General features: G+C 62.5%; 21 protein-coding genes and 1 tRNA gene. 21 read left to right on the plus strand and 1 reads right to left on the minus strand.

Going from position 1 to position 22941, the window contains the following annotated elements; translation table 11 throughout:
• Positions 1 to 5: 5 nt before the first annotated feature.
• A complete protein-coding gene (gene pssA / locus D1Y85_RS06195; protein ID WP_124150152.1) occupies positions 6 to 881 on the plus strand; it encodes a CDP-diacylglycerol--serine O-phosphatidyltransferase in 876 nt (291 codons plus the stop codon).
• A gap of 381 nt (positions 882 to 1262) precedes the next feature.
• Positions 1263 to 2813, plus strand: a complete 1551-nt coding sequence (locus D1Y85_RS06200; protein WP_124150153.1) for a 2-isopropylmalate synthase — start codon at positions 1263 to 1265, stop codon at positions 2811 to 2813.
• Positions 2814 to 2925: 112 nt separating this feature from the next.
• On the opposite strand, the gene D1Y85_RS06205 is transcribed toward D1Y85_RS06200, so the two are convergent.
• Complete coding sequence (locus tag D1Y85_RS06205; RefSeq protein ID WP_246024798.1) at positions 2926 to 3468, minus strand: hypothetical protein; 543 nt, start codon at positions 3466 to 3468, stop codon at positions 2926 to 2928.
• A 165-nt stretch (positions 3469 to 3633) separates the two neighbouring features.
• On the opposite strand from D1Y85_RS06205, the gene D1Y85_RS06210 reads away from it, so the two are divergent.
• The 19 genes from D1Y85_RS06210 (at position 3634) to nuoL (ending at position 22933) form a co-directional block, all read left to right on the plus strand.
• Positions 3634 to 4977 carry a branched-chain amino acid ABC transporter substrate-binding protein gene (locus tag D1Y85_RS06210; RefSeq protein ID WP_124150154.1) on the plus strand — a complete coding sequence of 448 codons (1344 nt, stop codon included), beginning with the start codon at positions 3634 to 3636 and terminating at the stop codon, positions 4975 to 4977.
• 243 nt (positions 4978 to 5220) lie between these two features.
• On the plus strand, positions 5221 to 5490 hold the full coding sequence (rpsO, locus tag D1Y85_RS06215; RefSeq protein ID WP_027795476.1) for a 30S ribosomal protein S15: 270 nt from the start codon (positions 5221 to 5223) through the stop codon (positions 5488 to 5490).
• Positions 5491 to 5812: 322 nt separating this feature from the next.
• A complete protein-coding gene (gene pnp, locus D1Y85_RS06220; RefSeq protein WP_124150155.1) occupies positions 5813 to 7972 on the plus strand; it encodes a polyribonucleotide nucleotidyltransferase in 2160 nt (719 codons plus the stop codon).
• 126 nt (positions 7973 to 8098) lie between these two features.
• Entirely contained in the window at positions 8099 to 9115 is a 1017-nt protein-coding gene (locus D1Y85_RS06225; RefSeq protein WP_124150156.1) for an NAD(P)H-quinone oxidoreductase, read from the plus strand.
• Positions 9116 to 9301: 186 nt separating this feature from the next.
• Positions 9302 to 10084: a triose-phosphate isomerase gene (tpiA, locus tag D1Y85_RS06230; RefSeq protein WP_124150157.1), complete on the plus strand. Its 783-nt coding sequence runs from the start codon at positions 9302 to 9304 to the stop codon at positions 10082 to 10084.
• A gap of 92 nt (positions 10085 to 10176) precedes the next feature.
• Complete coding sequence (secG, locus tag D1Y85_RS06235) at positions 10177 to 10602, plus strand: preprotein translocase subunit SecG (protein ID WP_124150158.1); 426 nt, start codon at positions 10177 to 10179, stop codon at positions 10600 to 10602.
• A gap of 115 nt (positions 10603 to 10717) precedes the next feature.
• Positions 10718 to 10802: transfer RNA gene (locus tag D1Y85_RS06240), tRNA-Leu, on the plus strand.
• A 160-nt stretch (positions 10803 to 10962) separates the two neighbouring features.
• Complete coding sequence (locus D1Y85_RS06245) at positions 10963 to 11322, plus strand: NADH-quinone oxidoreductase subunit A (RefSeq protein ID WP_124150159.1); 360 nt, start codon at positions 10963 to 10965, stop codon at positions 11320 to 11322.
• Positions 11323 to 11395: 73 nt separating this feature from the next.
• Positions 11396 to 11875, plus strand: a complete 480-nt coding sequence (locus D1Y85_RS06250) for a NuoB/complex I 20 kDa subunit family protein (RefSeq protein WP_006052903.1) — start codon at positions 11396 to 11398, stop codon at positions 11873 to 11875.
• Positions 11876 to 11897: 22 nt separating this feature from the next.
• On the plus strand, positions 11898 to 12503 hold the full coding sequence (locus tag D1Y85_RS06255) for an NADH-quinone oxidoreductase subunit C (RefSeq protein ID WP_124150160.1): 606 nt from the start codon (positions 11898 to 11900) through the stop codon (positions 12501 to 12503).
• Between the two features lie 9 nt (positions 12504 to 12512).
• Positions 12513 to 13766, plus strand: coding sequence for an NADH-quinone oxidoreductase subunit D (locus D1Y85_RS06260; protein WP_124150161.1), 1254 nt, complete (start codon positions 12513 to 12515; stop codon positions 13764 to 13766).
• A gap of 142 nt (positions 13767 to 13908) precedes the next feature.
• Positions 13909 to 14394 (plus strand): NADH-quinone oxidoreductase subunit NuoE, encoded by a 486-nt coding sequence (gene nuoE, locus D1Y85_RS06265; protein WP_124150162.1) that lies wholly within the window; start codon positions 13909 to 13911, stop codon positions 14392 to 14394.
• The gene (gene nuoF / locus D1Y85_RS06270) at positions 14391 to 15719 is read left to right on the plus strand and encodes an NADH-quinone oxidoreductase subunit NuoF (protein WP_124150163.1); all 1329 of its coding nucleotides are present in this window, start codon (positions 14391 to 14393) and stop codon (positions 15717 to 15719) included. The genes nuoE and nuoF overlap by 4 nt, the downstream gene beginning before the upstream one ends.
• Positions 15720 to 15827: 108 nt before the next feature.
• The gene (gene nuoG, locus D1Y85_RS06275) at positions 15828 to 18161 is read left to right on the plus strand and encodes an NADH-quinone oxidoreductase subunit NuoG (RefSeq protein WP_124150164.1); all 2334 of its coding nucleotides are present in this window, start codon (positions 15828 to 15830) and stop codon (positions 18159 to 18161) included.
• Positions 18162 to 19226 carry an NADH-quinone oxidoreductase subunit NuoH gene (nuoH, locus tag D1Y85_RS06280; RefSeq protein WP_124150165.1) on the plus strand — a complete coding sequence of 355 codons (1065 nt, stop codon included), beginning with the start codon at positions 18162 to 18164 and terminating at the stop codon, positions 19224 to 19226. It begins immediately after the preceding gene.
• Between the two features lie 15 nt (positions 19227 to 19241).
• Positions 19242 to 19730 carry an NADH-quinone oxidoreductase subunit NuoI gene (gene nuoI, locus D1Y85_RS06285; RefSeq protein ID WP_028210402.1) on the plus strand — a complete coding sequence of 163 codons (489 nt, stop codon included), beginning with the start codon at positions 19242 to 19244 and terminating at the stop codon, positions 19728 to 19730.
• Between the two features lie 175 nt (positions 19731 to 19905).
• Positions 19906 to 20562, plus strand: a complete 657-nt coding sequence (locus tag D1Y85_RS06290; protein WP_124150166.1) for an NADH-quinone oxidoreductase subunit J — start codon at positions 19906 to 19908, stop codon at positions 20560 to 20562.
• A gap of 20 nt (positions 20563 to 20582) precedes the next feature.
• A complete protein-coding gene (gene nuoK, locus D1Y85_RS06295; protein WP_124150167.1) occupies positions 20583 to 20888 on the plus strand; it encodes an NADH-quinone oxidoreductase subunit NuoK in 306 nt (101 codons plus the stop codon).
• A gap of 11 nt (positions 20889 to 20899) precedes the next feature.
• Positions 20900 to 22933, plus strand: a complete 2034-nt coding sequence (gene nuoL, locus D1Y85_RS06300; RefSeq protein ID WP_124150168.1) for an NADH-quinone oxidoreductase subunit L — start codon at positions 20900 to 20902, stop codon at positions 22931 to 22933.
• Positions 22934 to 22941: the final 8 nt, after the last annotated feature.

The raw sequence follows: 22941 nt of genomic DNA on the forward strand, positions 1-22941 counted from the left end.
TTGCGATGGCCGGATTCAAACCGCGTCGTCCCCGCAATGCGGCCGGCGGCCCGCTGCCGCGGCCGTTTCGACGTAACAAGTCGGTGGCGGAGCCAGTGGGCGCCGTCGCGAACCGCCGCGCAGCGCGCCAGCAGTTCCTCAGAAAGCGCGGCATCTATCTGCTGCCCAACGCATTCACGACCGCCGCGCTGTTCTGTGGCTTTTTCGCCGTCGTGCAGGCGATGAATGTGCGCTTCGAGGTTGCGGCGATCGCGATTTTCGTCGCGATGGTGCTCGACGGCATGGACGGGCGCGTCGCGCGGATGACGCATTCCCAGAGCGCGTTCGGCGAGCAATTCGACAGCCTCTCGGACATGGTGTCGTTCGGTGTCGCGCCCGCGCTCGTGATGTACGAGTGGATACTCAAGGACCTGGGGCGCTGGGGCTGGCTCGCGGCGTTCGTCTACTGCTCGGGCGCGGCGCTGCGGCTTGCGCGTTTCAATACGAACATCGGCGTGGTCGACAAGCGCTTCTTCCAGGGCTTGCCTAGCCCGGCGGCGGCGGCGCTGATCGCGGGCTTCGTCTGGCTCGCCACCGATAACCGCGTGCCCGTCAAGCTCGCGTGGTTGCCGTGGATAGCGTTCGTGCTGACGATCTACGCGGGCGTGACGATGGTGTCGAATGCGCCGTTCTACAGCGGCAAGGCGCTCGACGTGCGCCATCGCGTGCCGTTTGCGGCGACTCTGCTCGTCGTGGTGGCGTTTGTGCTCGTTTCGTCCGATCCGCCGCTCATGCTGTTTGGTCTGTTCGTCCTCTACGGCCTGTCCGGCTACGTTTTCTGGGCCTGGCAAGCGGCGCGCGGCCGTGGCAATCCCGCGCGTTCGTTGCCGCGCGAGCGGTAGCGGCAAGTTTTCGGCGCGCCGACGCGCCTCGGCGCCGCTACGCGCCACGTTTCCCGGGGGCCGCTTGCATGCGGCCCCATTCTTTTTGTCTGCCGCTTCGTTTGTCCTTCGCGCTGAGACGGTGAGGGCGCCGGCCGCTTCACGGTCGCGCCGATTGCGCTATCACCAGAATCCGGCTATAGTCGGCGACATGGAAACGACCACGTTCCCCCTCCTTTCCCTTCTAGCCGGTGCGCCGCTACGCGCGCTAGCACTAGCGCGCCTGCCGCGCTGATCCCGCTCGCCCTCCGTCTGCTTCGTTCATTGTCAGCGTCGCCAACGGTGGCGCGAACACCCGAATTCCGTTCTTAGACACTGAACAAGCCCCCTTGGAGATCCGAAATGGCAGCAGACAAGCTCATCATCTTCGATACGACGTTGCGTGACGGCGAGCAGTCGCCCGGTGCGTCGATGACGAAGGAAGAGAAGATCCGCATCGCGAAGCAACTGGAGCGCATGAAGGTCGACGTGATCGAAGCGGGCTTCGCAGCCAGCTCGAACGGCGACTTCGACGCGATCCACACGATCGCCGGCATGATCAAGGACAGCACGATCTGCTCGCTCGCCCGCGCGAACGACAAGGACATCCAGCGCGCCGCTGACGCCCTCAAGCCCGCCGATCACTTCCGCATTCACACGTTCATCGCCACCTCTCCACTGCACATGGAGAAGAAGTTGCGCATGTCGCCCGAGCAGGTGCTCGAGCAGGCGAAGCTGGCGGTGCGCTTCGCGCGCAAGTTCACGAACGACGTCGAATTCTCGCCGGAAGACGGCAGCCGCTCCGATTTCGACTTCCTGTGCCGAGTGCTCGAAGCCGTCATCAATGAAGGCGCGACCACGATCAACATCGCCGATACGGTCGGCTACGGTGTGCCCGAGCTGTACGGCAACCTCGTGAAGACGTTGCGCGAGCGCATCCCGAACTCGGACAAGGCCGTATTCTCGGTGCACTGCCATAACGACCTCGGCATGGCGGTCGCGAACTCGCTGGCCGGCGTGCGGATCGGCGGCGCGCGTCAGGTCGAGTGCACGATCAACGGTCTCGGCGAGCGTGCGGGCAACACGTCGCTCGAAGAAATCGTGATGGCCGTGAAGACCCGCAAGGACTACTTCGGCCTCGACCTCGGCATCGACACCACGCAGATCGTGCCGGCCTCGAAGCTCGTTTCGCAGATCACCGGTTTCGTCGTGCAGCCGAACAAGGCCGTGGTGGGCGCCAACGCCTTTGCGCACGCGTCGGGCATCCACCAGGACGGCGTCCTCAAGGCGCGCGATACCTACGAAATCATGCGCGCGGAAGATGTGGGCTGGAGCGCGAACAAGATCGTGCTCGGCAAGCTCTCGGGCCGCAACGCGTTCAAGCAGCGCCTGCAGGAACTGGGCATCGCGCTCGACAGCGAAGCCGAGCTGAACCAGGCGTTCGCGCGCTTCAAGGAACTCGCCGACCGCAAGGCCGAGATTTTCGACGAGGACATCATTGCGATCGTCACCGAGGAATCGGCAGAAGCGCAGGAGAGGGAGCACTACAAGTTCATCTCGCTGTCGCAGCACTCGGAGACGGGTGAACGTCCGCACGCACGCATCGTGTTCTCGGCCGACGGTAAGGAAGTGACCGGCGAAGCCGCGGGCAACGGCCCGGTCGATGCGACGCTCAACGCCATCGAAACCGAAGTGGGCAGCGGCTCGGAACTGCTGCTCTACTCGGTGAACGCAATCACCACCGGCACGCAGGCACAGGGCGAAGTGACGGTGCGTCTGTCGAAGGCGGGACGTATCGTGAACGGCGTCGGCACTGATCCGGACATTGTCGCCGCGTCGGCGAAGGCGTATATCTCGGCGCTGAACAAGCTGTACTCGGCCGATAGCGACAAGCTCAATCCGCAGCGTTCGTAACCGGCGGACCGTACAAAGCAAAACCCCCGCGTCTGCAACGTGCGGGGGTTTTGTCTTTTGGGGCGGATGACGCGCGGCGTACAGCGCGTTTTACGGATTCGCGCGGCAAGGATCAGAACATGTGTCGGCGATCCGGATCGTGCAGCGGATCAGGCGTCTTCTGCGTGAGACGCAGGATGCCGTCGTTGTCGAAGTAGAAGCTGTAGAGCATGTACCAGACGCCGACGTCCATATAGCGATAGGTCCACACCTCGCGCTGCATCAGCGGGAAATACGAGGTTTCCATTGGACGGCCGAAGTTCACGAGCACGTCGGCGCGCGTCCATTTGCCGATCTCGGCGCGATAGAACTCGTTCGTGTCCAGCACCTGGCGCACGTTGACGACTTTGCCGTGCGCGTCTATGTCGGCGGCGACGGTAGTTTCGCCCATTGGCTGGGTCGGCCACATCAGGCGCTTGCCGCCGTCGGGCAGATCATAGACCTCGCGCGGCTGGCCGAAGCGCGCGATGACGGCCTCTCCATCGTCGCCTGCGTGGAATTGTGTCCACGGCTGCGCGCAGCCGGCGAGCGCGAGGGCGCCGAGGCCCGTCACCAGCGCGCGGCGCGCACCGCGCGGCAGGCGGGATGCGATTGCAGTAGTAAGACGGTTGAGCATGGAGTCTCCCGATGGCTCTGTCCCGATGACGCCATTATTGTCGGACCGGTATTTTGACATGCGAAGTGCGGCTTGGGACCACGGCCCCGGGCGGGCTTGCGGTCGCAGCGTCAGCCGTCCTATGATCCGCGCTTCGGGCGTCATTGGGAACAAAAGGAACAAGGCATGAAGGCAAGAATTACTCGCGCGGTGGCAGCCGTGCTGCGTTCGCTCGCGCTCGGGGCAGCGGTCGCTGCTTCAGGCGCGTGGGTTCACGTTGCGCAAGCGCAAGCGCAAGCGCAAGCGCAAGCGCAAGCGCAAGCGCAGGCCGGCACGCCGGCGGGCGCCCCGATTCAGCTCGCGCTGATCGAGGGCATGTCGGGTCCGTTCGCCGACGCGGGCGCGGCGGTGGAGCGCAACCTGCGTCTCGGCGTCGAGCGTGTCAACGCACGTGGCGGCGTAACGCTGCGCGATGGGCGACATACGCTCGAACTCGTCGTGTTCGACAGTAAAGGCAGCACGGAGGCGGCACTGATGCAGCTGCGCGCCGCCGCGGACCGCCATATCGGTTTCATCCTGCAGGGTAATAGTTCGGCGGTGGCGGCGGCGCTCGTGACTGCGATCGAACGCCAGAACGCACGCGAGCCCGATAGCCGCGAGGTGTTCCTCAACTATTCTGCCGACGACCCCGCACTCACCGGCACGAACTGCAGTTTTTGGCACTTCCGCTTTGACGCCCACGCTGGCATGCGTATGGACGCACTCGCGGATGTGATCGGTGCGGATCGGTCGGTCAAGAAGGTGTACCTGCTGAATCAGGATTACAGCTTCGGCCATGACGTGAGCACGCTTGCGCGGGCGGCGCTGGCGAGCCGCCGCCCCGATATCGCCGTGGTCGGCGACGAGTTTCATCCGGTCGGCCGGGTGAAGGACTTCGCACCCTATATCGCGAAGATTCGCGCGTCCGGTGCCGATGCCGTGATTACCGGCAACTGGGGCAGCGACCTCTCGCTGCTCGTGAAGTCTGCGCGTGAGCAGGGGCTCGATACGAAGTTCTATACGTTCTATGGCAATAGCCTCGGTGCGCCGGCAGCGCTCGGCGATGCGGGCGTGAGACGTGTGATTGCCATCGCGGAATGGCATCCGAACGCAGGCGGCGTGGCCTCCGATGCGTGGTACGCCGCCTTTCGCGCACGCTATCGTGCGCCGCAGGACGACTATCCGGTGCTGCGCATGGAAATGCTCGTAGAAATGCTCGCGCAGGCGATGACCAACACCGGTTCCGCCGATCCCACCGCAGTGGCGAAGGCGTTGGAGGGCATGCGCTTCGACAACGGCTTCCACCCGATGTGGATGCGCGCCGACGATCATCAGGTGATCCAGCCCCTTTACGTGATGCAGATGGACAAGGTGGGTACACCCGGCGTGCGTCACGACAACGAAGGCTCGGGCTACGGCTTTCGAACGGTGCTGGAACTGTCGCCACAAAGCACCGTGCCAGCTACCGCCTGCCGCATGAAGCGACCGTGACGGCAGTCGGCCTTGTCAGGGCAGGGTGCTCACCCACGACGGACCGCCCGGTCGCGCGAGGACGTTCATCTGGGTGCCGCCCCGGCCGTTATCCGGCCTTTAACCGACCCTCACGCGGCCCGAATCCTCGCCACCACCCTCCGGTTCGCGGCGAATCGGCTCTGTGCTACAATACGCCCTTCGTCGTAACCCACGGCACGGCCTTTCTTCCGTGACCGCCCGTTAGTTTTAAAGGAAAAGCAAATGTCCGTAGCAGATATCAAGAAGTCCGACATCGTCGCGCAATTCGCGCGCGGCACCGGCGACACGGGTTCGCCCGAAGTTCAGGTTGCACTCCTGACGTCGCGCATCAACGAACTGACCGGTCACTTCAAGTCGCACGCGAAGGATCACCACAGCCGCCGCGGTCTGCTGCGTATGGTGAGCCGCCGTCGCAAGCTCCTCGACTACCTGAAGGGCAAGGACGCTGATCGTTACCGCGCGCTGATCGAGAAGCTGGGTCTGCGCAAGTAACCGGAAGGTCTTCCAGCAAGATGCCTGTGTCAGTTCCGCTGATGCAGGCATTTTGTTTTTGAACGGTACGCTTCGCACGAGGCGTGCCGCATAAGCGGCACAATGCAGCAACAGTCGTACGTGTAAGCAAGCGCAGTATCAGCAGGGCCAGCCGCGGGGCAGAGCTTTGTGTCATTCCAGCGGATCGCGCGTCAGCGCATCTCAAGCGCGATTCGCTGGAATGGCATAACACTCCTCTTCCTGCGCGGTGCCGGTCCGAGCAATGCCGTGTCGCGCGCCAAAGGCGCGCAACGCATAACAATGAGTAAGGAGTGACTTGACCATGACCATGTTCAATAAAGTCGTGAAAGAATTCAAATGGGGCCAGCACAATGTGCGCCTCGAAACGGGTGAGATCGCCCGTCAGGCAAGCGGTGCCGTTATCGTCGACGTCGAAGACACCGTCGTGCTCGCCACCGTCGTCGGTGCGAAGACTGCCAAGCCGGGTCAGGACTTCTTCCCGCTGACCGTCGACTACCTCGAAAAGACCTATTCCGCCGGCAAGATCCCGGGCGGCTTCTTCCGCCGCGAAGGCCGTCCGTCGGAAGGCGAGACGCTGATCTCGCGCCTGATCGACCGTCCGTTGCGTCCGCTGTTCCCGGAAGGCTTCTACAACGAAGTGCAGGTCGTCATTCACGTCCTGTCGATCAACCCGGAAATCCCGGCTGACATCCCCGCGCTGATCGGCGCGTCGGCAGCGCTCGCCGTGTCGGGCCTGCCGTTCAACGGTCCGGTCGGTGCCGCTCGCGTGGCCTACATCAACAACGAGTACGTGCTGAACCCGACGCGCGCACAGATCAAGGAATCGAGCCTTGACCTCGTCGTCGCCGGTACGGAACGCGCGGTGCTGATGGTGGAATCGGAAGCCCAGCAACTGCCGGAAGACGTGATGCTCGGCGCCGTGGTTTTCGGTCACGAACAGATGCAAACCGCCATCGACGCGATCCACGAACTCGTGCGTGACGGCGGCAAGCCCGAATGGGACTGGCAGCCGGCGCCGAAGAACGAAGCGCTGATCGCGCGCGTTACCGACATCGCCAACACCGACCTGCTCGCTGCGTACCAACTGCGCGACAAGCAGCAGCGTTCGGCGAAGCTGAAGGAAGTCTACGCGACGACCTCGGCGAAGCTCGAAGAAGAAGCGGCTGCAGCCGGCACGGTCGCGGCCGACAAGGCCACGGTCGGCAACATCATTTTCGACCTCGAAGCGAAGATCGTCCGCTCGCAGATCCTGAACGGCGAGCCGCGTATCGACGGCCGCGACACGCGCACCGTACGTCCGATCGAAATCCGCACCGGCGTTCTGCCGCGCACCCACGGCTCGGCGCTGTTCACGCGCGGCGAGACGCAGGCGCTGGTCGTCGCGACGCTCGGCACGAAGGGCGATGAGCAGATCATCGACGCGCTCGAAGGCGAGTACCGCGACCGCTTCATGCTCCACTACAACATGCCCCCGTTCGCGACCGGCGAAACAGGCCGCGTCGGTTCGCCGAAGCGTCGTGAAGTCGGTCACGGCCGTCTCGCGAAGCGCGCGCTCGTCGCATGCCTGCCGAGCGCCGAAGAGTTCGGCTACTCGATCCGCGTCGTGTCGGAAATCACCGAGTCGAACGGTTCGTCGTCGATGGCGTCGGTGTGCGGTGGCTGCCTCGCGCTGATGGACGCCGGCGTGCCGATGAAGGCGCACGTCGCCGGTATCGCGATGGGCCTGATCCTCGAAGGCAACAAGTTCGCCGTCCTGACCGATATTCTCGGCGACGAAGATCACCTCGGCGACATGGACTTCAAGGTGGCCGGTACGTCGGCAGGCGTGACTGCGCTGCAGATGGACATCAAGATCCAGGGCATCACGAAGGAAATCATGCAGGTCGCGCTCGCACAGGCGAAGGAAGGCCGCATGCACATCCTCGGCAAGATGACCTCGGCGGTCTCGGGCGTGAACACGGAGCTGTCGGCTTATGCTCCGCGCATGATCACCATCAAGATCAATCCGGAGAAGATCCGCGACGTGATCGGCAAGGGTGGTTCGGTGATCCGCGCGCTGACCGAAGAGACCGGCACGACGATCGACATCTCCGACGACGGCGTCGTGACCATCGCGAGCACGTCGAGCGAAGGCATGGCCGAAGCGAAGAAGCGCATCGAGAACATCACGGCTGAAGTCGAAGTCGGCCAGGTGTACGAGGGCGCAGTCCTCAAGCTGCTGGATTTCGGCGCGATCGTGAACCTGCTGCCGGGCAAGGATGGTCTGTTGCACATCTCCGAGATCGCCAACGAGCGCATCAAGGACATCAACGACTATCTGAAGGAAGGCCAGATCGTTAAGGTCAAGGTCATCCAGACGGACGAGAAGGGCCGCGTGCGCCTGTCGGCGAAGGCACTGCTGAACGAAGCAGCTGCAAACGGCGGCGGCGACGGTGCGCCGCAAGGCGAACCGCAGCAGTAAGTATTGCGGTAGCCTGTAACGGTCGGCAGCGTAGCGCTCGCCGGCCGTTTTTTCATGATGGGAAGCCTTGATGGCCCTGCGTATGCGTCGCGTGCGCAGCACCATCCAGACCAGGGAGTACGCGAGATGAAGGCAGTCGAGATTACCGAATTCGGTGCGCCGGATGTGCTGAAGCTGACTGAGCGGCCGACGCCCGAACCGAAAGCTGGCGAAGTGCTGATCAAGGTAGCGGCGTCAGGCGTCAACCGCCCGGACGTGTTCCAGCGAAAGGGTTCGTATGCGCCGCCGCCGGGCATCTCCGACCTGCCGGGGCTGGAAGTGGCGGGCGAGATCGTGGGCGGCACGATCGACGAGAAGAACAATCCGTTCGGCCTGAAGATCGGCGACCGCGTGTGTGCGCTGATCGCGGGCGGCGGCTATGCCGAATTCGCGGTTGCGCCGCTCGGTCAGTGCCTGCCGGTGCCGAAGGGGCTCTCCGATGTCGAGGCTGCTTCGCTACCCGAAACGTTTTTCACGGTCTGGTCCAACGTGTTCCAGCGCGGCCAACTTGGCGCGGGCGAGGGCGGTGCGAACGAGACACTGCTCGTGCAAGGCGGTTCGAGCGGCATCGGCGTGACGGCGATCCAGATGGCGCAGGCGCTCGGCTTCCGCGTGTTCGTGACGGCAGGCTCTGACGACAAGTGCCACGCCTGCGAAGAACTGGGCGCCGAACGCGCGATCAACTATCGCACCGAGGATTTCGTCGAGGTCGTAAAGGCGCTGACGCACGATCGGGGCGTCGACGTGATTCTCGACATGGTCGGCGGCGGCTATGTGCCGCGTGAACTTTCGGCACTCGCGGACGGTGGCCGTATCGTGCTGATCGCGACGCTTGGCGGATCCAAGGCGGAGATCGCCATGCACGAGATCCTGCGCCGACGTCTGACGATTACGGGTTCGACGCTGCGTGCGCGACCCGTGGAATTCAAGGCACGCATTGCTCGGGAGTTGAAGGAGCGCGTGTGGCCGCTTATCGAAGAGGGTCGCATCAAACCTGTGGTGTTCCGCGTGTTTCCCGCTGCGCGGGCTGCAGAGGCGCATGCGCTCATGGAGAGCAGCGAGCACATCGGCAAGATCGTGCTCGATTGGGGGCAGACGGCCTGAGCGCCTTTCGTCCCTCGCGTGGCTTGACCTTTGCGCGTTTTTCCCCGCTTTGTGCCCGTTGACGCGTGGAAATCCGGCGGTGCTGGTTTGACCGGCCTGGATTTCGCACAGTAAAATGATGTGTTTTGCGTCCGCTTTTAACGGCAAGAGAATTAACCGAAGTTAAACGGAAGTTAACTGAAGGCGATGTCGAATCAACGATCCAAGCTTGTAGTCGGTAACTGGAAAATGCACGGGCGCCTCGCGCCGAACGTAGCGCTCCTGCAGGGCGTCGCACGCGGCGCGCAGGCGCTGCCGCAGGACGTGCGGGTGGGTGTGTGCGTGCCGTATCCGTATTTCGCGCAGGCGCAGGCACTGCTCGGCGGAAGTCGTGTGGCGTGGGGTGCGCAGGACGTATCGGCGCATGAGCAGGGCGCATACACCGGCGAAGTCGCGGCGGGCATGATCGCCGACTTCGAGGCGACGTACGCGATCGTGGGTCACTCGGAGCGGCGCGCGTACCACGGCGAAAGCCCGGAACTCGTGGCGGCAAAGACGCAGCGCGCGCTGGCGGCGGGTCTCACACCGATCGTCTGCGTGGGCGAGACGCTCGACGAGCGCGAATCCGGTGCGACTGAATGTGTGGTCGGTGCTCAGCTCAATGCGGTGCTCGTTGTGCTGTCGGCCGATGAGGCTGCGCGCATTGTTGTGGCCTACGAGCCGGTCTGGGCCATTGGCACGGGAAAGAGCGCGACGTCGGAGCAGGCTCAGCAGGTGCATGCCTTCTTGCGCGCGCGCCTTGCCGCCAAGGGGGCGCAGGTCGCGGACGTGCCGTTGCTCTACGGTGGCAGTGTGAAGCCGGAAAATGCGGCCGAACTGTTTCGCCAGAACGATATCGACGGCGGCTTGATTGGCGGTGCGGCGTTGAAGGAAGGGGATTTTCTCGCGATTTGCGCGGCCGCTGCGGCGGCCGCGGACGTCGCGGGCTGAGAGCTTCGCGCGTGCCCTTGCCAGGGGCCGCGCAGGTTACGTATGCGCGGGCCGTAGAGGGCGTGCGCTCAACAACGAGTCAGGTGAGTGTGATGCTGGTTTTGAAAACATTGGTTATCGTCGTACAGCTTCTGTCGGCGCTTGGGGTCATCGGCCTCGTGCTGCTGCAGCACGGCAAAGGCGCTGACATGGGCGCTGCTTTCGGTAGTGGTGCTTCGGGCAGTCTGTTCGGCGCGAGCGGTTCCGCGAACTTCCTGTCGCGCACGACCGCGGTGCTGGCGACGCTGTTTTTCGTGTCGACCCTTGCATTAACTTACCTGGGGTCTTATCATGCGAAGCCTTCGGCTGGCGTGCTTGGTGCTACGGCTCCTGCTCCGGTTGCGGCATCCCCGGTAGTGGCTCCTGCAGTTGCTCCTGCGGCGGCTTCACCGGTGGCTGCATCGCCCGTGGCAGCATCCCCGGTAGCAGCATCACCGGCCGCAGCGGCGACGCATCCTGGCAATGACGTCCCGAAATAAAAAATTCAAAAAACCTGGGTTTGTGCGTTGAACAATTCGCGAGAACAGGTTAGAATTTAAGTCTTGAAGCGATTCGCGGGTTTCAACGAAATTGTCCTCCCGGATTGCATGCAGTGCCGACGTGGTGAAATTGGTAGACACGCTATCTTGAGGGGGTAGTGGCGAAAGCTGTGCGAGTTCGAGTCTCGCCGTCGGCACCAATGTTATCTAAAAAATGCCAGCCGCTTGCTTCAGCTTTCGGCTGGCATTTTTGCTTTTAGATCGTGTTAGTTTGTTGTTCGCAGCGCGAAGTATGTGTAGTGATACCCGCAGGGTGATACGTCCCTGCGGCTCCCCGAACCAAACCGATAGAGGATAGCCTTGAACCTCGCTGCCTATTACCCCGTCCTGTTGTTCATTGTCGTAGGTCTCGGTCTGGGCATAGCGCTGGTCACCATCGGCAAGATCCTCGGTCCCAATCGACCAGACAGCGAAAAAAATTCGCCGTACGAGTGCGGCTTCGAAGCGTTCGAAGACGCGCGCATGAAGTTCGACGTGCGCTACTACCTGGTCGCCATTCTCTTCATCATCTTCGACCTTGAGACCGCGTTCCTGTTTCCGTGGGGCGTGGCCCTGCGTGACATCGGCTGGCCCGGCTTTCTGGCGATGATGGTATTTCTGCTCGAATTCCTGCTGGGCTTTGCCTACATCTGGAAGAAAGGTGGTCTTGACTGGGAATGACGGGTTAATCGCCGGATAGCATGGATGGTGCCGCGGGGAACACTGCGGGCCATTCGTCTGGAGTGGAAAACAAATGAGTATCGAAGGGGTCTTGAAGGAAGGGTTTGTCACCACCACGGCTGACAAACTGATCAACTGGACGCGCACCGGCTCGCTGTGGCCGATGACGTTCGGGCTTGCATGTTGTGCGGTTGAGATGATGCACGCGGGCGCGGCCCGCTATGACCTCGACCGCTTCGGCGTCGTGTTCCGTCCGAGTCCGCGTCAGTCCGACGTGATGATCGTCGCCGGCACGCTGTGCAACAAGATGGCGCCCGCGCTGCGCAAGGTCTACGACCAGATGGCCGAGCCGCGCTGGGTGATCTCGATGGGGTCGTGCGCCAACGGCGGCGGCTATTACCACTATTCGTATTCGGTTGTGCGCGGTTGCGATCGCATCGTGCCGGTCGATGTCTACGTGCCGGGTTGCCCTCCCACTGCGGAAGCCCTGGTGTACGGGGTGATCCAGCTGCAGGCGAAGATCCGTCGCACCAACACCATCGCCCGTCAATAAAGGCCGCGTGCCTCCCCACAATATGGCAAGCAAACTCGAGACCCTGAAAGCGAACCTCGAAGCAGCCCTTGGCGCGCGCGTCGTCAGTCTCACCGAGGCACTCGGCGAGCTGACGCTGGTCGTCAAGGCGAGCGATTATCTGGGCGTCGCGAAGGAACTGCGCGACAATCCCACGCTTCGCTTCGAACAGTTGATCGACCTGTGTGGTCTGGACTATCAGACCTACGGTGACGGCGCGTGGGAAGGCCCGCGCTTCGCGGCCGTGTCGCACCTGCTCTCGATCGCGAACAACTGGCGTCTGCGTCTGCGCGTGTTCGCACCCGACGACGCGGTGCCTATCGTGCCGTCGCTCGTCGAGATCTGGAATTCGACGAACTGGTACGAGCGCGAAGCGTTCGACCTCTACGGCATCGTCTTCGAAGGTCATCCGGACCTGCGCCGCATCCTCACCGACTACGGCTTCATCGGCCATCCGTTCCGTAAGGACTTCCCGGTTTCGGGTTACGTCGAAATGCGTTACGACCCGGAGCAGAAGCGCGTCGTCTATCAGCCGGTGACGATCGAGCCGCGCGAAATCACGCCGCGCGTGATCCGCGAGGATCGGTACGGTGGTCTGAAGAAACACTAAGAGGGTCGCATGTCCGAGATCAAAAACTACACGCTCAACTTCGGCCCGCAGCACCCGGCAGCGCACGGCGTGCTGCGCCTCGTGCTCGAGCTCGATGGTGAAGTGATCCAGCGCGCCGATCCGCACATCGGCCTTTTGCACCGCGCGACTGAAAAGCTCGCCGAAAGCAAGACCTTCATTCAGTCGGTGCCCTACATGGACCGTCTCGACTACGTGTCGATGATGGTCAACGAGCACGGTTACGTGCTCGCGATCGAAAAGCTGCTCGGCATCGACGTGCCGGTGCGCGCGAAGTACATCCGCGTGCTGTTCGACGAAATCACGCGCGTGCTGAACCACCTCATGTGGATCGGCTCGCACGCACTCGACGTCGGCGCGATGGCGGTGTTCCTCTACGCGTTCCGTGAGCGCGAAGACTTGATGGACGTCTATGAGGCTGTGTCGGGCGCGCGCATGCACGCGGCCTACTATCGCCCGGGCGGCGTCTATCGCGATCTGCCCGACGCGATGCCGCAATACAAGGCGTCGAAGATCCACAATGAGCGCGCGCTCGCGAAGATGAACGAAGCACGCCAGGGATCGCTGCTCGATTTCATCGACGATTTCTTCACGCGCTTCCCGGGTTGTGTCGACGAGTATGAAACGCTGCTCACCGACAACCGCATCTGGAAGCAGCGTCTCGTTGGCATCGGCGTGGTGAGCCCCGAGCGTGCGATGCAGCTCGGCCTGTCCGGCGCGATGCTGCGCGGTTCGGGAATCGAATGGGATCTGCGCAAGAAGCAGCCGTACGAAGTCTACGATCAGATGGACTTCGACATTCCGGTCGGCGTGAACGGCGACTGCTACGACCGCTATCTCGTGCGTGTCGAGGAAATGCGTCAGTCCACGCGCATTGCAAAACAATGCATTGAGTGGCTGCGCAAGAATCCCGGCCCCGTGATGATCGACAATCACAAAATCGCTCCGCCGTCGCGCGTGAACATGAAGTCGAACATGGAAGAGCTGATTCACCACTTCAAGCTCTTCAGCGAAGGCTTCCACGTGCCTGCGGGCGAGGCGTACGCCGCCGTCGAGCATCCGAAGGGCGAGTTCGGCATCTATCTCGTGTCGGATGGTGCGAACAAGCCGTATCGCCTGAAGATTCGCGCACCGGGCTATGCGCACCTGGCCGCGCTCGATGAGATGGCGCGCGGTCACATGATTGCAGACGCAGTGACGATCATCGGTACGCAGGACATTGTGTTCGGCGAGATCGACCGCTAAGCGGGCAACATCTGGCGCGCCCCGGGGGCTCGGGTGCGTGCCGCGCAACATGCCGGGAACGCCACGTCTGTCGCAGCAAGCGGTAACGCAGCATGCGCGACAGGTTTTCGTTCGGTAGGAATTGAAAGAGTCGTGTCTGAAAATGATCTCAGCTGAAGGCCTGAAAGAAATCGATCGCGCGTTGACGAAGTACCCCGCCGATCAGAAACAGTCCGCCGTGATGGCGGCACTGGCCGTCGCTCAAGAAGAGCATGGCTGGCTGTCGCCCGAACTCATGCAGTTCGTGGCCGACTACCTTGGCATGCCGCCCGTCGCGGTCCAGGAAGTTGCCACGTTCTACACGATGTTCGAGACCAAGCCGGTCGGCAAGCACAAGATCACGCTCTGCACGAACCTGCCGTGCCAGCTCGGTCCGGATGGCGGCTCCGACAGCACGGCCGCATACCTGAAGCAGAAGCTCGGAATCGACTTCGGCGAAACCACACCCGATGGCAAGTTCACCCTGAAAGAGGGTGAGTGCATGGGTGCGTGTGGCGATGCACCGGTGCTGCTCGTGAACAACCATCGTATGTGCAGCTTCATGAGCCGCGAGAAGATCGACCAGCTGCTCGAGGAACTTTCGAAATGACCTCTCTGCACAACCGTCACATCAAACCGCTGATTCTCGCCGGCCTTAACGGCGACAACTGGCACCTCGAAGACTACGTGGCGCGCGGCGGTTACAAGCAGCTGCGCCGTATTCTCGAAGAAAAAATTCCGCCCGAGCAGGTGATCGCCGACGTCAAGGCGTCGGGTCTGCGCGGTCGCGGTGGCGCGGGTTTTCCGACCGGCCTGAAGTGGAGCTTCATGCCGCGCCAGTTCCCGGGGCAAAAGTATCTCGTCTGCAACTCAGATGAGGGCGAGCCGGGCACATTCAAGGACCGCGACATTCTGCGCTGGAATCCGCACTCGGTGATCGAAGGCATGGCCATTGGCGCTTACGCGATGGGCATCACCGTCGGATACAACTACATCCACGGCGAGATCTTCGAGGTCTATCGCCGCTTCGAGGCTGCGCTTGAAGAAGCGCGCCAGGCGGGCTATCTCGGCGACAACATTCTCGGCACCGATTTCTCGTTCCAGCTGCACGCGCACCACGGTTACGGCGCCTACATCTGCGGCGAAGAAACGGCACTGCTCGAATCGCTCGAAGGCAAGAAGGGCCAGCCGCGCTTCAAGCCGCCGTTCCCGGCGAGCTTCGGCGTGTACGGCAAGCCCACCACGATCAACAACACCGAGACGTTCGCCGCGGTTCCGTTCCTGCTGGAAGTCGGTCCGCAGGCGTACATGGAACTCGGCAAGCCGAACAACGGCGGCACGAAGATTTTCTCGATCGCTGGTGACGTTGAGCGTCCGGGCAACTACGAAATCCCGCTCGGCACCCCGTTCGCGACGCTCATGGAGCTGGCCGGCGGCGTGCGCGGCGGCAAGAAGCTCAAGGCGGTGATTCCGGGTGGATCGTCGGCGCCGGTGATTCCGGGCGACCTGATGATGCAGACCGACCTCGACTACGACTCGATCGCAAAGGCGGGTTCGATGCTCGGCTCGGGCGCGGTCATCGTCATGGACGAAACGCGTTGCATGGTGCGCTCGCTGCTGCGTCTTTCGTACTTCTATTTCGAAGAGTCGTGCGGTCAGTGCACGCCGTGCCGCGAAGGCACGGGCTGGATGTATCGCGTCGTGAACCGCATCGAACACGGTCAGGGCCGCCAGGAAGACCTGGACCTGCTGAACTCGGTGGCGGGCAACATCATGGGCCGCACCATCTGCGCGCTCGGCGATGCGGCGGCGATGCCGGTGCGCGGCATGCTCAAGCACTACTGGGACGAATTCGAATATCACGTGCACAACAAGCGTTGCCTCGTCGGCGGACATGCCGGTTCGCAAGCGGCATCGGAGACGGTGGCCGTCTGAGGGCGAAACGCGGAAGGGGCGATCTGGGTGCGGGCCGCGTAACGCGACGCATCCGGGTAGACCGCGGTGAACGATTGAGCGGTAACAGGTTAGGGACGATTAACCATCATGGTTGAACTTGAAATAGACGGCAAGAAGGTGGAAGTGCCCGCAGGCAGCATGGTGATCCAGGCTGCGCAGCAGGCGGACACGTACATTCCACACTTCTGCTATCACAAGAAGCTGTCGATCGCGGCCAACTGCCGGATGTGTCTTGTCGATGTCGAGAAGATGCCGAAGGCCGTGCCCGCATGCGCGACGCCGGTGTCCCCGGGCATGATCGTGCGCACGACATCCGAGAAGGCCGTGCAGGGTCAGCAAGCCGTGATGGAGTTCCTGCTGATCAATCACCCGCTCGACTGCCCGATCTGCGACCAGGGCGGCGAATGCCAGCTGCAGGACCTCGCGGTCGGCTATGGCAAATCGGCTTCGCGCTACAGCGAAGAAAAGCGCGTGGTGTTCCACAAGAACGTCGGTCCGCTCATCTCGATGGAAGAGATGTCGCGCTGCATTCATTGCACGCGCTGCGTGCGCTTCGGCGACGAAATCGCGGGCGTGATGGAACTGGGCATGCTCGGCCGCGGCGAGCACTCGGAAATCACGACGTTCATCGGTAAGACCGTCGACTCGGAACTGTCGGGCAACATGATCGACTTGTGCCCGGTCGGCGCACTCACGAGCAAGCCGTTCCGCTACAGCGCTCGCACCTGGGAACTCTCGCGCCGCAAGTCGGTGAGCCCGCACGACTCGACGGGTGCGAACCTCGTCGTGCAGGTGAAGAACAACCGCGTGATGCGCGTGCTGCCGTACGAGAACGAAGCGATCAACGAATGCTGGATCTCGGACAAGGACCGCTTCTCGTACGAAGGCGTCAATAGCGAAGAGCGCCTGACCCACCCGATGATCAAGCAGGGCGGTCAGTGGATCGAAACCGACTGGCAGTCGGCGCTGGCATACGTCGTGAAGGGTATCAAGGGCATCAGCGACGAACATGGCGAAAACATGATCGCCGCGCTTGCCAGCCCGCACAGCACGACCGAAGAACTCTATCTGCTCAAGCAGTTCGCGAACGCGATCGGCACGCCGAACGTCGACTTCCGTCTGCGCCAGAGCGACTTCTCCGCACCGGTCACGGGTGCACCGTGGCTCGGCACGAAGATCGCCGATCTGACGTATGCCGACGCCGCATTTGTGATCGGCTCGTTCCTGCGCCGCGATCACGCGCTGTTCGCTGCGCGTCTGCGCCAGGCCGCGAAGGGCGGCGCGAAGGTCACACTGCTTCAGGCCAGCGCCGACAACTCGCTGATCCCGAGCGCGCAGCGCATCGTCGCGGCACCGTCGGCATGGCTTGACGAACTCGCCGGCATCGCAGCCGCGGTCGCGCAAGCCAAGGGCGTCGCTGTGCCGGAAGCATTCGCAAACGCGCAAGCTGGTGACGCAGCAAAGCAGGTTGCTGCTTCGCTCGCGAGCGGTGAACGCCGTTTCGTGCTGCTCGGCAACACGGCCGTCCAGCACCCGGATTTCTCGCGCCTGCACGCCGCAGCGCAATTCATCGCCGATACGACCGGCGCGACGCTCGGCTTCCTCACCGAAGCGGGCAACACGGTCGGTGCATACCTCGCGGATACATTGCCGGGCAACGGTGGTCTCAACGCACGCGAAGTGTTTGAGCAGCCGCGCAAGGGTTATCTGCTGCTCAACGTCGAGCCGGAATTCGATAGCGCGAATCCGGCAGCGGCGCGCGCGGCGCTCGACCAGGCGGAAATGGTTGTGATGTTCTCGCCGTTCAAGGCGGGCCTCGACTACGCGGACGTGCTGTTGCCTATCGCGCCGTACACCGAAACGTCGGGGACCTTCGTGAACGCCGAAGGCACGGTCCAGAGTTTCAATGGCGTTGTCCGTCCGCTCGGCGAAACGCGTCCGGCGTGGAAGGTGCTGCGCGTACTGGGCACGATGCTCGGCGCGCAAGGCTTCGAATACGAAACCTCGGAAGAAGTGCGTCGCAAGGCACTGGGCGACGGCAGCTTTGCCGCACGTCTGTCGAACAAGGCAGGTGCGCCGCTTTCGAAGGGCACGGTGGCCGCGGCGGCACAAGGGCGCTTCGAGCGCATCGCCGACGTGCCGATCTATCACGCCGATTCGCTCGTGCGCCGCGCCGATGCGCTGCAGCTTACGGCGGCGGCCCGCGTGGCGAATTCGGTCGGTCTGCCGACCGCGCTCTTCGATCAGCTTGGCCTGAAGGAAGGCGACGCCGTGCGCGTGCGCCAGGGCAATCTGTCGGTGAGCGCGCCCGCTACGCGCGATGCGAATCTTGCGCCGACGGTGGTGCGTGTGTCGGCGGCAACGCCGGTGGGCGCGCAACTCGGCAGCCTGTTCGGTGAACTGCTGGTGGAGAAGGCGTAAATGAGCTTGTTCGATACGATCAATGCAGGCGGCAGCCAGCTGCTCGGCGTGGCGTGGCCCACTGTGTGGGCGGTGGTGCGCATTCTCGTCGTCGCGGTGGTGATCCTGCTGTGCGTCGCGTACCTGATCCTCTGGGAGCGCAAGCTCATCGGCTGGATGCACGTGCGTCTCGGTCCGAACCGCGTCGGTCCCGCAGGTCTTCTGCAGCCGATCGCCGACGTGCTGAAGCTGCTGCTCAAGGAAGTCATTCAGCCTGCGCAGGCGAGCCGCTGGATCTACATGATCGCGCCGATCATGGTGGTGGTGCCGGCGTTCGCGGTCTGGGCGGTGATTCCGTTTCAGGCGGGCGCGGTGCTCGGCGACATCAACGCAGGTCTGCTCTATGTGATGGCAATCTCGTCGATCGGTGTCTACGGCGTGATTCTCGCGGGCTGGGCCTCGAACTCGAAGTACGCGTTCCTCGGCGCGATGCGCGCCGCGGCGCAGATGGTGTCCTACGAAATCGCGATGGGCTTCGCGCTCGTCGTCGTGCTGATGGTGTCGGGCAGCCTGAATCTCTCGGACATCGTCCACGGCCAGATGCGCGGCATCTTCGCAAGCTGGGGCATCACGTTCCTCTCGTGGAACTGGCTGCCGCTTCTGCCGATGTTCGTCGTCTACTTCATCTCGGGCATCGCCGAAACGAACCGCCACCCGTTCGACGTGGTGGAAGGGGAGTCGGAAATCGTCGCGGGTCACATGATCGACTACTCGGGGATGGGCTTCGCGCTGTTCTTCCTCGCCGAGTACATCAACATGATCGTGATCTCGGCGCTGGCCTCGGTCATGTTCCTCGGTGGCTGGAGCGCGCCGTTCGCCTTCCTCGATTTCATCCCGGGCGTGTTCTGGCTCGTGCTGAAGGTCTTCTTCCTGCTGTCGGTCTTCATCTGGGCCCGCGCGACGTTCCCGCGCTATCGCTATGACCAGATCATGCGTCTCGGCTGGAAGGTGTTCATTCCGGTTTGCGTGGTGTGGCTCATCGTGGTCGGCTTCTGGTACATGTCGCCGCTGAGCATCTGGAAATAAAGGGCGGACGAGACCATGAACGCTATCCAAAACTTCTTCAAGACGTTCTTCCTGACCGAGTTGCTCAAGGGGCTCGCGCTGACCGGCCGTTATACGTTCAAGCGCAAGTTCACGGTGCAGTTCCCGGAAGAGAAGACCCCGATGTCGCCGCGTTTTCGCGGTTTGCACGCGCTGCGCCGCTACGAAAATGGCGAAGAACGCTGCATCGCGTGCAAGCTGTGCGAGGCTGTGTGCCCCGCGCTCGCCATCACGATCGAGTCGGAAGTGCGCGAGGACAACACGCGCCGCACAACGCGCTATGACATCGACCTGACCAAGTGCATCTTCTGCGGCTTCTGCGAAGAGAGCTGCCCAGTCGATTCGATCGTCGAAACGCACATTCTCGAGTATCACGGCGAGAAGCGCGGCGATCTGTATTTCACGAAGGACATGCTGCTGGCCGTCGGCGATCGCTACGAAGCACAGATCGCAGCGAACAAGGCAGCGGATGCACCGTACCGTTGATTTTTTAGTTTGACGCTGCATCGGCCCGCGGTTCGGGCCGGCTGCGGGACAGGTGTGTGCTGACAAGCGCCACCTCTTCGCAGCATGTCCGCCGCGGCGCGGCGCTCCCTGGTCTGGCCGCCAGTCCGAGCCGCGCAACCCGCCTCACGATGGCCCCAACGATGAACCAGTAATCATGGAATTCACGACCGTCCTGTTTTACATCTTCGCGCTGCTGCTGACGCTGTCAGGGCTGAAGGTGATCACGTCGCGCAACCCTGTGTCGGCGGCGCTTTTCCTCGTGCTCGCGTTCTTTAATGCGGCCGCGATCTGGATGCTGCTCGAGGCGGAATTCCTCGCGATCCTGCTGGTGCTCGTCTATGTGGGCGCGGTGATGGTGCTGTTCCTGTTCGTCGTGATGATGCTGGACATCAACATCGACGTACTGAGCCGCGACTTCAAGCGCTTCGTCCCGGTTGCGACCGTGGTGGGCGCGATCATCGTGGTCGAGACCGCGCTGATCCTCTGGCATGGATACGGTGCGACGACGTCGCCGGTGCCCGATACGTCGGCTGCAGCGGTCGCGTCTGTGTCGAACTCGCATCTGATCGGCAAGATCATGTACACCGACTACATCTTCGCGTTCGAAGTGGCCGGCCTCGTGCTGCTCGTCGCGATCGTCGCGGCGATCGCACTGACCGTGCGCGAACCGAAGGATGCAAAGCGGCAAAACGTTTCGAAGCAGGTCAAGGTGCGTCGCGAAGACCGCGTGCGCCTCGTGAAGATGCCTGCCGTGAAGGAAGTTCCGGAAGAGCCTGCAACGGACGAAACCGCGTCCGGCAGCAAGAGCTGAACGCGCAGGAGAGAGACCCCATGTTGACCCTTGCTCATTACCTCGTCCTCGGCGCGATCCTCTTTGCGATCTCGATCGTTGGCATTTTCCTCAACCGCCGCAACGTCATCATCATTCTGATGGCGATCGAGCTGATGCTGCTGGCGGTGAACACGAACTTCGTTGCGTTCTCGCACTACCTCGGTGACATTCACGGCCAGGTGTTCGTGTTCTTTGTGCTTACTGTTGCGGCCGCGGAAGCCGCGATTGGTCTTGCGATTCTCGTGACCTTGTTCCGCAGCCTCGACACGATCAACGTCGAGGATCTCGATCAGCTCAAAGGTTAAGGCAGCCTGCTATGGCAACGACACTCAACGAAAACCTGTTGCTGGCGGTACCGCTCGCACCACTCGCCGGTTCCCTCATTGCCGGTCTGTTCGGCAAAACGGTGGGACGCGCCGGTGCGCACACGGTAACCATTCTCGGCGTTGCGATTGCGTTCGTGCTTTCGTGCATGACGTTCTTCGACGTACTCGGCGGCGCGAGCTTCAACGCGACTGTCTACGAATGGATGTCGGTAGGCGGCCTGAAATTCGAAGTTGGTTTCCTCGTCGATTCGCTGACGGCTCTCATGATGTGCGTGGTGACCTTCGTGTCGCTGATGGTGCACATCTACACGATCGGCTACATGGCGGAAGAAGAGGGCTACCAGCGCTTCTTCTCGTACATCGCGCTCTTCACGTTCGCAATGTTGATGCTCGTGATGAGCAACAACTTCCTGCAGCTGTTCTTCGGCTGGGAAGCGGTGGGGCTCGTCTCGTATCTGCTGATCGGTTTCTACTTCAAGCGTGAAAGCGCCATCTACGCGAACATGAAGGCGTTCCTCGTGAACCGCGTGGGCGACTTCGGCTTCCTGCTCGGCATCGGCCTGCTGCTCGCATACGGTGGCTCGCTGAACTACAGCGAAGTGTTCGCGAAGGGTCACGAAATCGCCGCGCTGACGTTCCCGGGCTCCTCGTGGAACCTGCTCACGGTGGCGTGTATCTGCCTGTTCGTCGGCGCGATGGGTAAGTCGGCACAGTTCCCGCTGCACGTCTGGCTGCCCGATTCGATGGAAGGCCCGACGCCGATCTCCGCGCTGATCCACGCGGCAACCATGGTGACGGCCGGTATCTTCATGGTCGCGCGCATGTCGCCGTTGTTCGAGCTTTCGGAAGCCGCGCTGTCGTTCATCGTTGTGATCGGCGCGATCACCGCGCTCTTCATGGGTTTCCTCGGCATCGTCCAGAACGACATCAAGCGCGTGGTTGCGTACTCGACGCTCTCGCAGCTCGGCTACATGACGGTCGCGCTCGGCGTGTCGGCGTATCCGGTCGCGATCTTCCACCTGATGACGCACGCGTTCTTCAAGGCGCTGCTGTTCCTCGGCGCGGGTTCGGTCATCATCGGCATGCACCACGATCAGGACATGCGCAACATGGGCGGCCTGCGCAAGTACATGCCGATCACGTGGATCACGTCGCTGGTTGGCTCGCTCGCGCTGATCGGTACGCCGTTCTTCTCGGGCTTCTACTCGAAGGACTCGATCATCGAAGCCGTGAAGGCCTCGCATCTGGCGGGTTCGGGCTTCGCGTACTTCGCGGTGGTCGCCAGCGTGTTCGTGACGGCGCTGTACTCGTTCCGTATGTACTTCCTGGTGTTCCACGGTGAAGAGCGCTTCCGTCATCCGAAGCACCCGGATTCGCCGATGGGCGCGGAGGCCGTCTCGCATCACGACGATCATCACCACGCCCACGAGCCGCACGAGTCGCCGTGGGTGGTCTGGTTGCCGCTCGTCCTGCTCGCGATTCCTTCTGTGATTGCCGGCGCATGGGGCATCGGTCCGATGCTGTATGGCGACTTCTTCAAAAACGGCATCGCCTTTGAGAAGGTGATCTACATCGGCCAGAACCATCCGGGTCTCACCGAAATGGCCGAAGAATTCCAGGGCTGGGCAGCCATGGGCGCGCATGCGTTCTCGGGCCTGCCGGTTTGGCTCGCGCTCGCGGGTGTGGTGGTCGCGTGGTTCTTCTATATGAAGCGCCCGGACCTGCCGGAAGTCGTGCAACGCACGTTCGCACCGGTTCACAAGCTGCTCGCGAATGCGTATTACCTCGACAAGATCAACGAAGTGGTATTCGCCCGCGGCGCGGTCGCGATCGGTCGTGGTTTGTGGAAAGAGGGCGACGTGGTCGTGATCGACGGCGTCGTAAACGGGAGCGCGAAGTTCATCGGGTGGTTTGCGACGGTTATCCGTTTCCTGCAATCCGGCTACATCTACCATTACGCATTTGCGATGATCATTGGTATGCTCGGGCTCCTGACCCTGTTTGTAACGCTCGGCGGCAAATAAGGCGAGGG

The sequence above is a fragment of the Paraburkholderia dinghuensis genome, assembly GCF_003837865.1.
In the GTDB taxonomy this organism is placed as follows: Bacteria; Pseudomonadota; Gammaproteobacteria; order Burkholderiales; family Burkholderiaceae; genus Paraburkholderia; species Paraburkholderia dinghuensis.

Coding starts and splice junctions, on each gene's coding strand:
- D1Y85_RS06255 (WP_124150160.1), top strand. CDS start 11,898: ATGGCAAGCAAACTCGAGACCCTGAAAGCGAACCTCGAAGCAGCCCTT.
- D1Y85_RS06210 (WP_124150154.1), top strand. CDS start 3,634: ATGAAGGCAAGAATTACTCGCGCGGTGGCAGCCGTGCTGCGTTCGCTC.
- pnp (WP_124150155.1), top strand. CDS start 5,813: ATGACCATGTTCAATAAAGTCGTGAAAGAATTCAAATGGGGCCAGCAC.
- nuoE (WP_124150162.1), top strand. CDS start 13,909: ATGATCTCAGCTGAAGGCCTGAAAGAAATCGATCGCGCGTTGACGAAG.
- nuoL (WP_124150168.1), top strand. CDS start 20,900: ATGGCAACGACACTCAACGAAAACCTGTTGCTGGCGGTACCGCTCGCA.
- nuoK (WP_124150167.1), top strand. CDS start 20,583: ATGTTGACCCTTGCTCATTACCTCGTCCTCGGCGCGATCCTCTTTGCG.
- nuoF (WP_124150163.1), top strand. CDS start 14,391: ATGACCTCTCTGCACAACCGTCACATCAAACCGCTGATTCTCGCCGGC.
- nuoH (WP_124150165.1), top strand. CDS start 18,162: ATGAGCTTGTTCGATACGATCAATGCAGGCGGCAGCCAGCTGCTCGGC.
- D1Y85_RS06290 (WP_124150166.1), top strand. CDS start 19,906: ATGGAATTCACGACCGTCCTGTTTTACATCTTCGCGCTGCTGCTGACG.
- tpiA (WP_124150157.1), top strand. CDS start 9,302: ATGTCGAATCAACGATCCAAGCTTGTAGTCGGTAACTGGAAAATGCAC.
- rpsO (WP_027795476.1), top strand. CDS start 5,221: ATGTCCGTAGCAGATATCAAGAAGTCCGACATCGTCGCGCAATTCGCG.
- D1Y85_RS06250 (WP_006052903.1), top strand. CDS start 11,396: ATGAGTATCGAAGGGGTCTTGAAGGAAGGGTTTGTCACCACCACGGCT.
- nuoI (WP_028210402.1), top strand. CDS start 19,242: ATGAACGCTATCCAAAACTTCTTCAAGACGTTCTTCCTGACCGAGTTG.
- D1Y85_RS06225 (WP_124150156.1), top strand. CDS start 8,099: ATGAAGGCAGTCGAGATTACCGAATTCGGTGCGCCGGATGTGCTGAAG.
- pssA (WP_124150152.1), top strand. CDS start 6: ATGGCCGGATTCAAACCGCGTCGTCCCCGCAATGCGGCCGGCGGCCCG.
- D1Y85_RS06205 (WP_246024798.1), bottom strand. CDS start 3,468: ATGCTCAACCGTCTTACTACTGCAATCGCATCCCGCCTGCCGCGCGGT.
- secG (WP_124150158.1), top strand. CDS start 10,177: ATGCTGGTTTTGAAAACATTGGTTATCGTCGTACAGCTTCTGTCGGCG.
- D1Y85_RS06200 (WP_124150153.1), top strand. CDS start 1,263: ATGGCAGCAGACAAGCTCATCATCTTCGATACGACGTTGCGTGACGGC.
- nuoG (WP_124150164.1), top strand. CDS start 15,828: ATGGTTGAACTTGAAATAGACGGCAAGAAGGTGGAAGTGCCCGCAGGC.
- D1Y85_RS06260 (WP_124150161.1), top strand. CDS start 12,513: ATGTCCGAGATCAAAAACTACACGCTCAACTTCGGCCCGCAGCACCCG.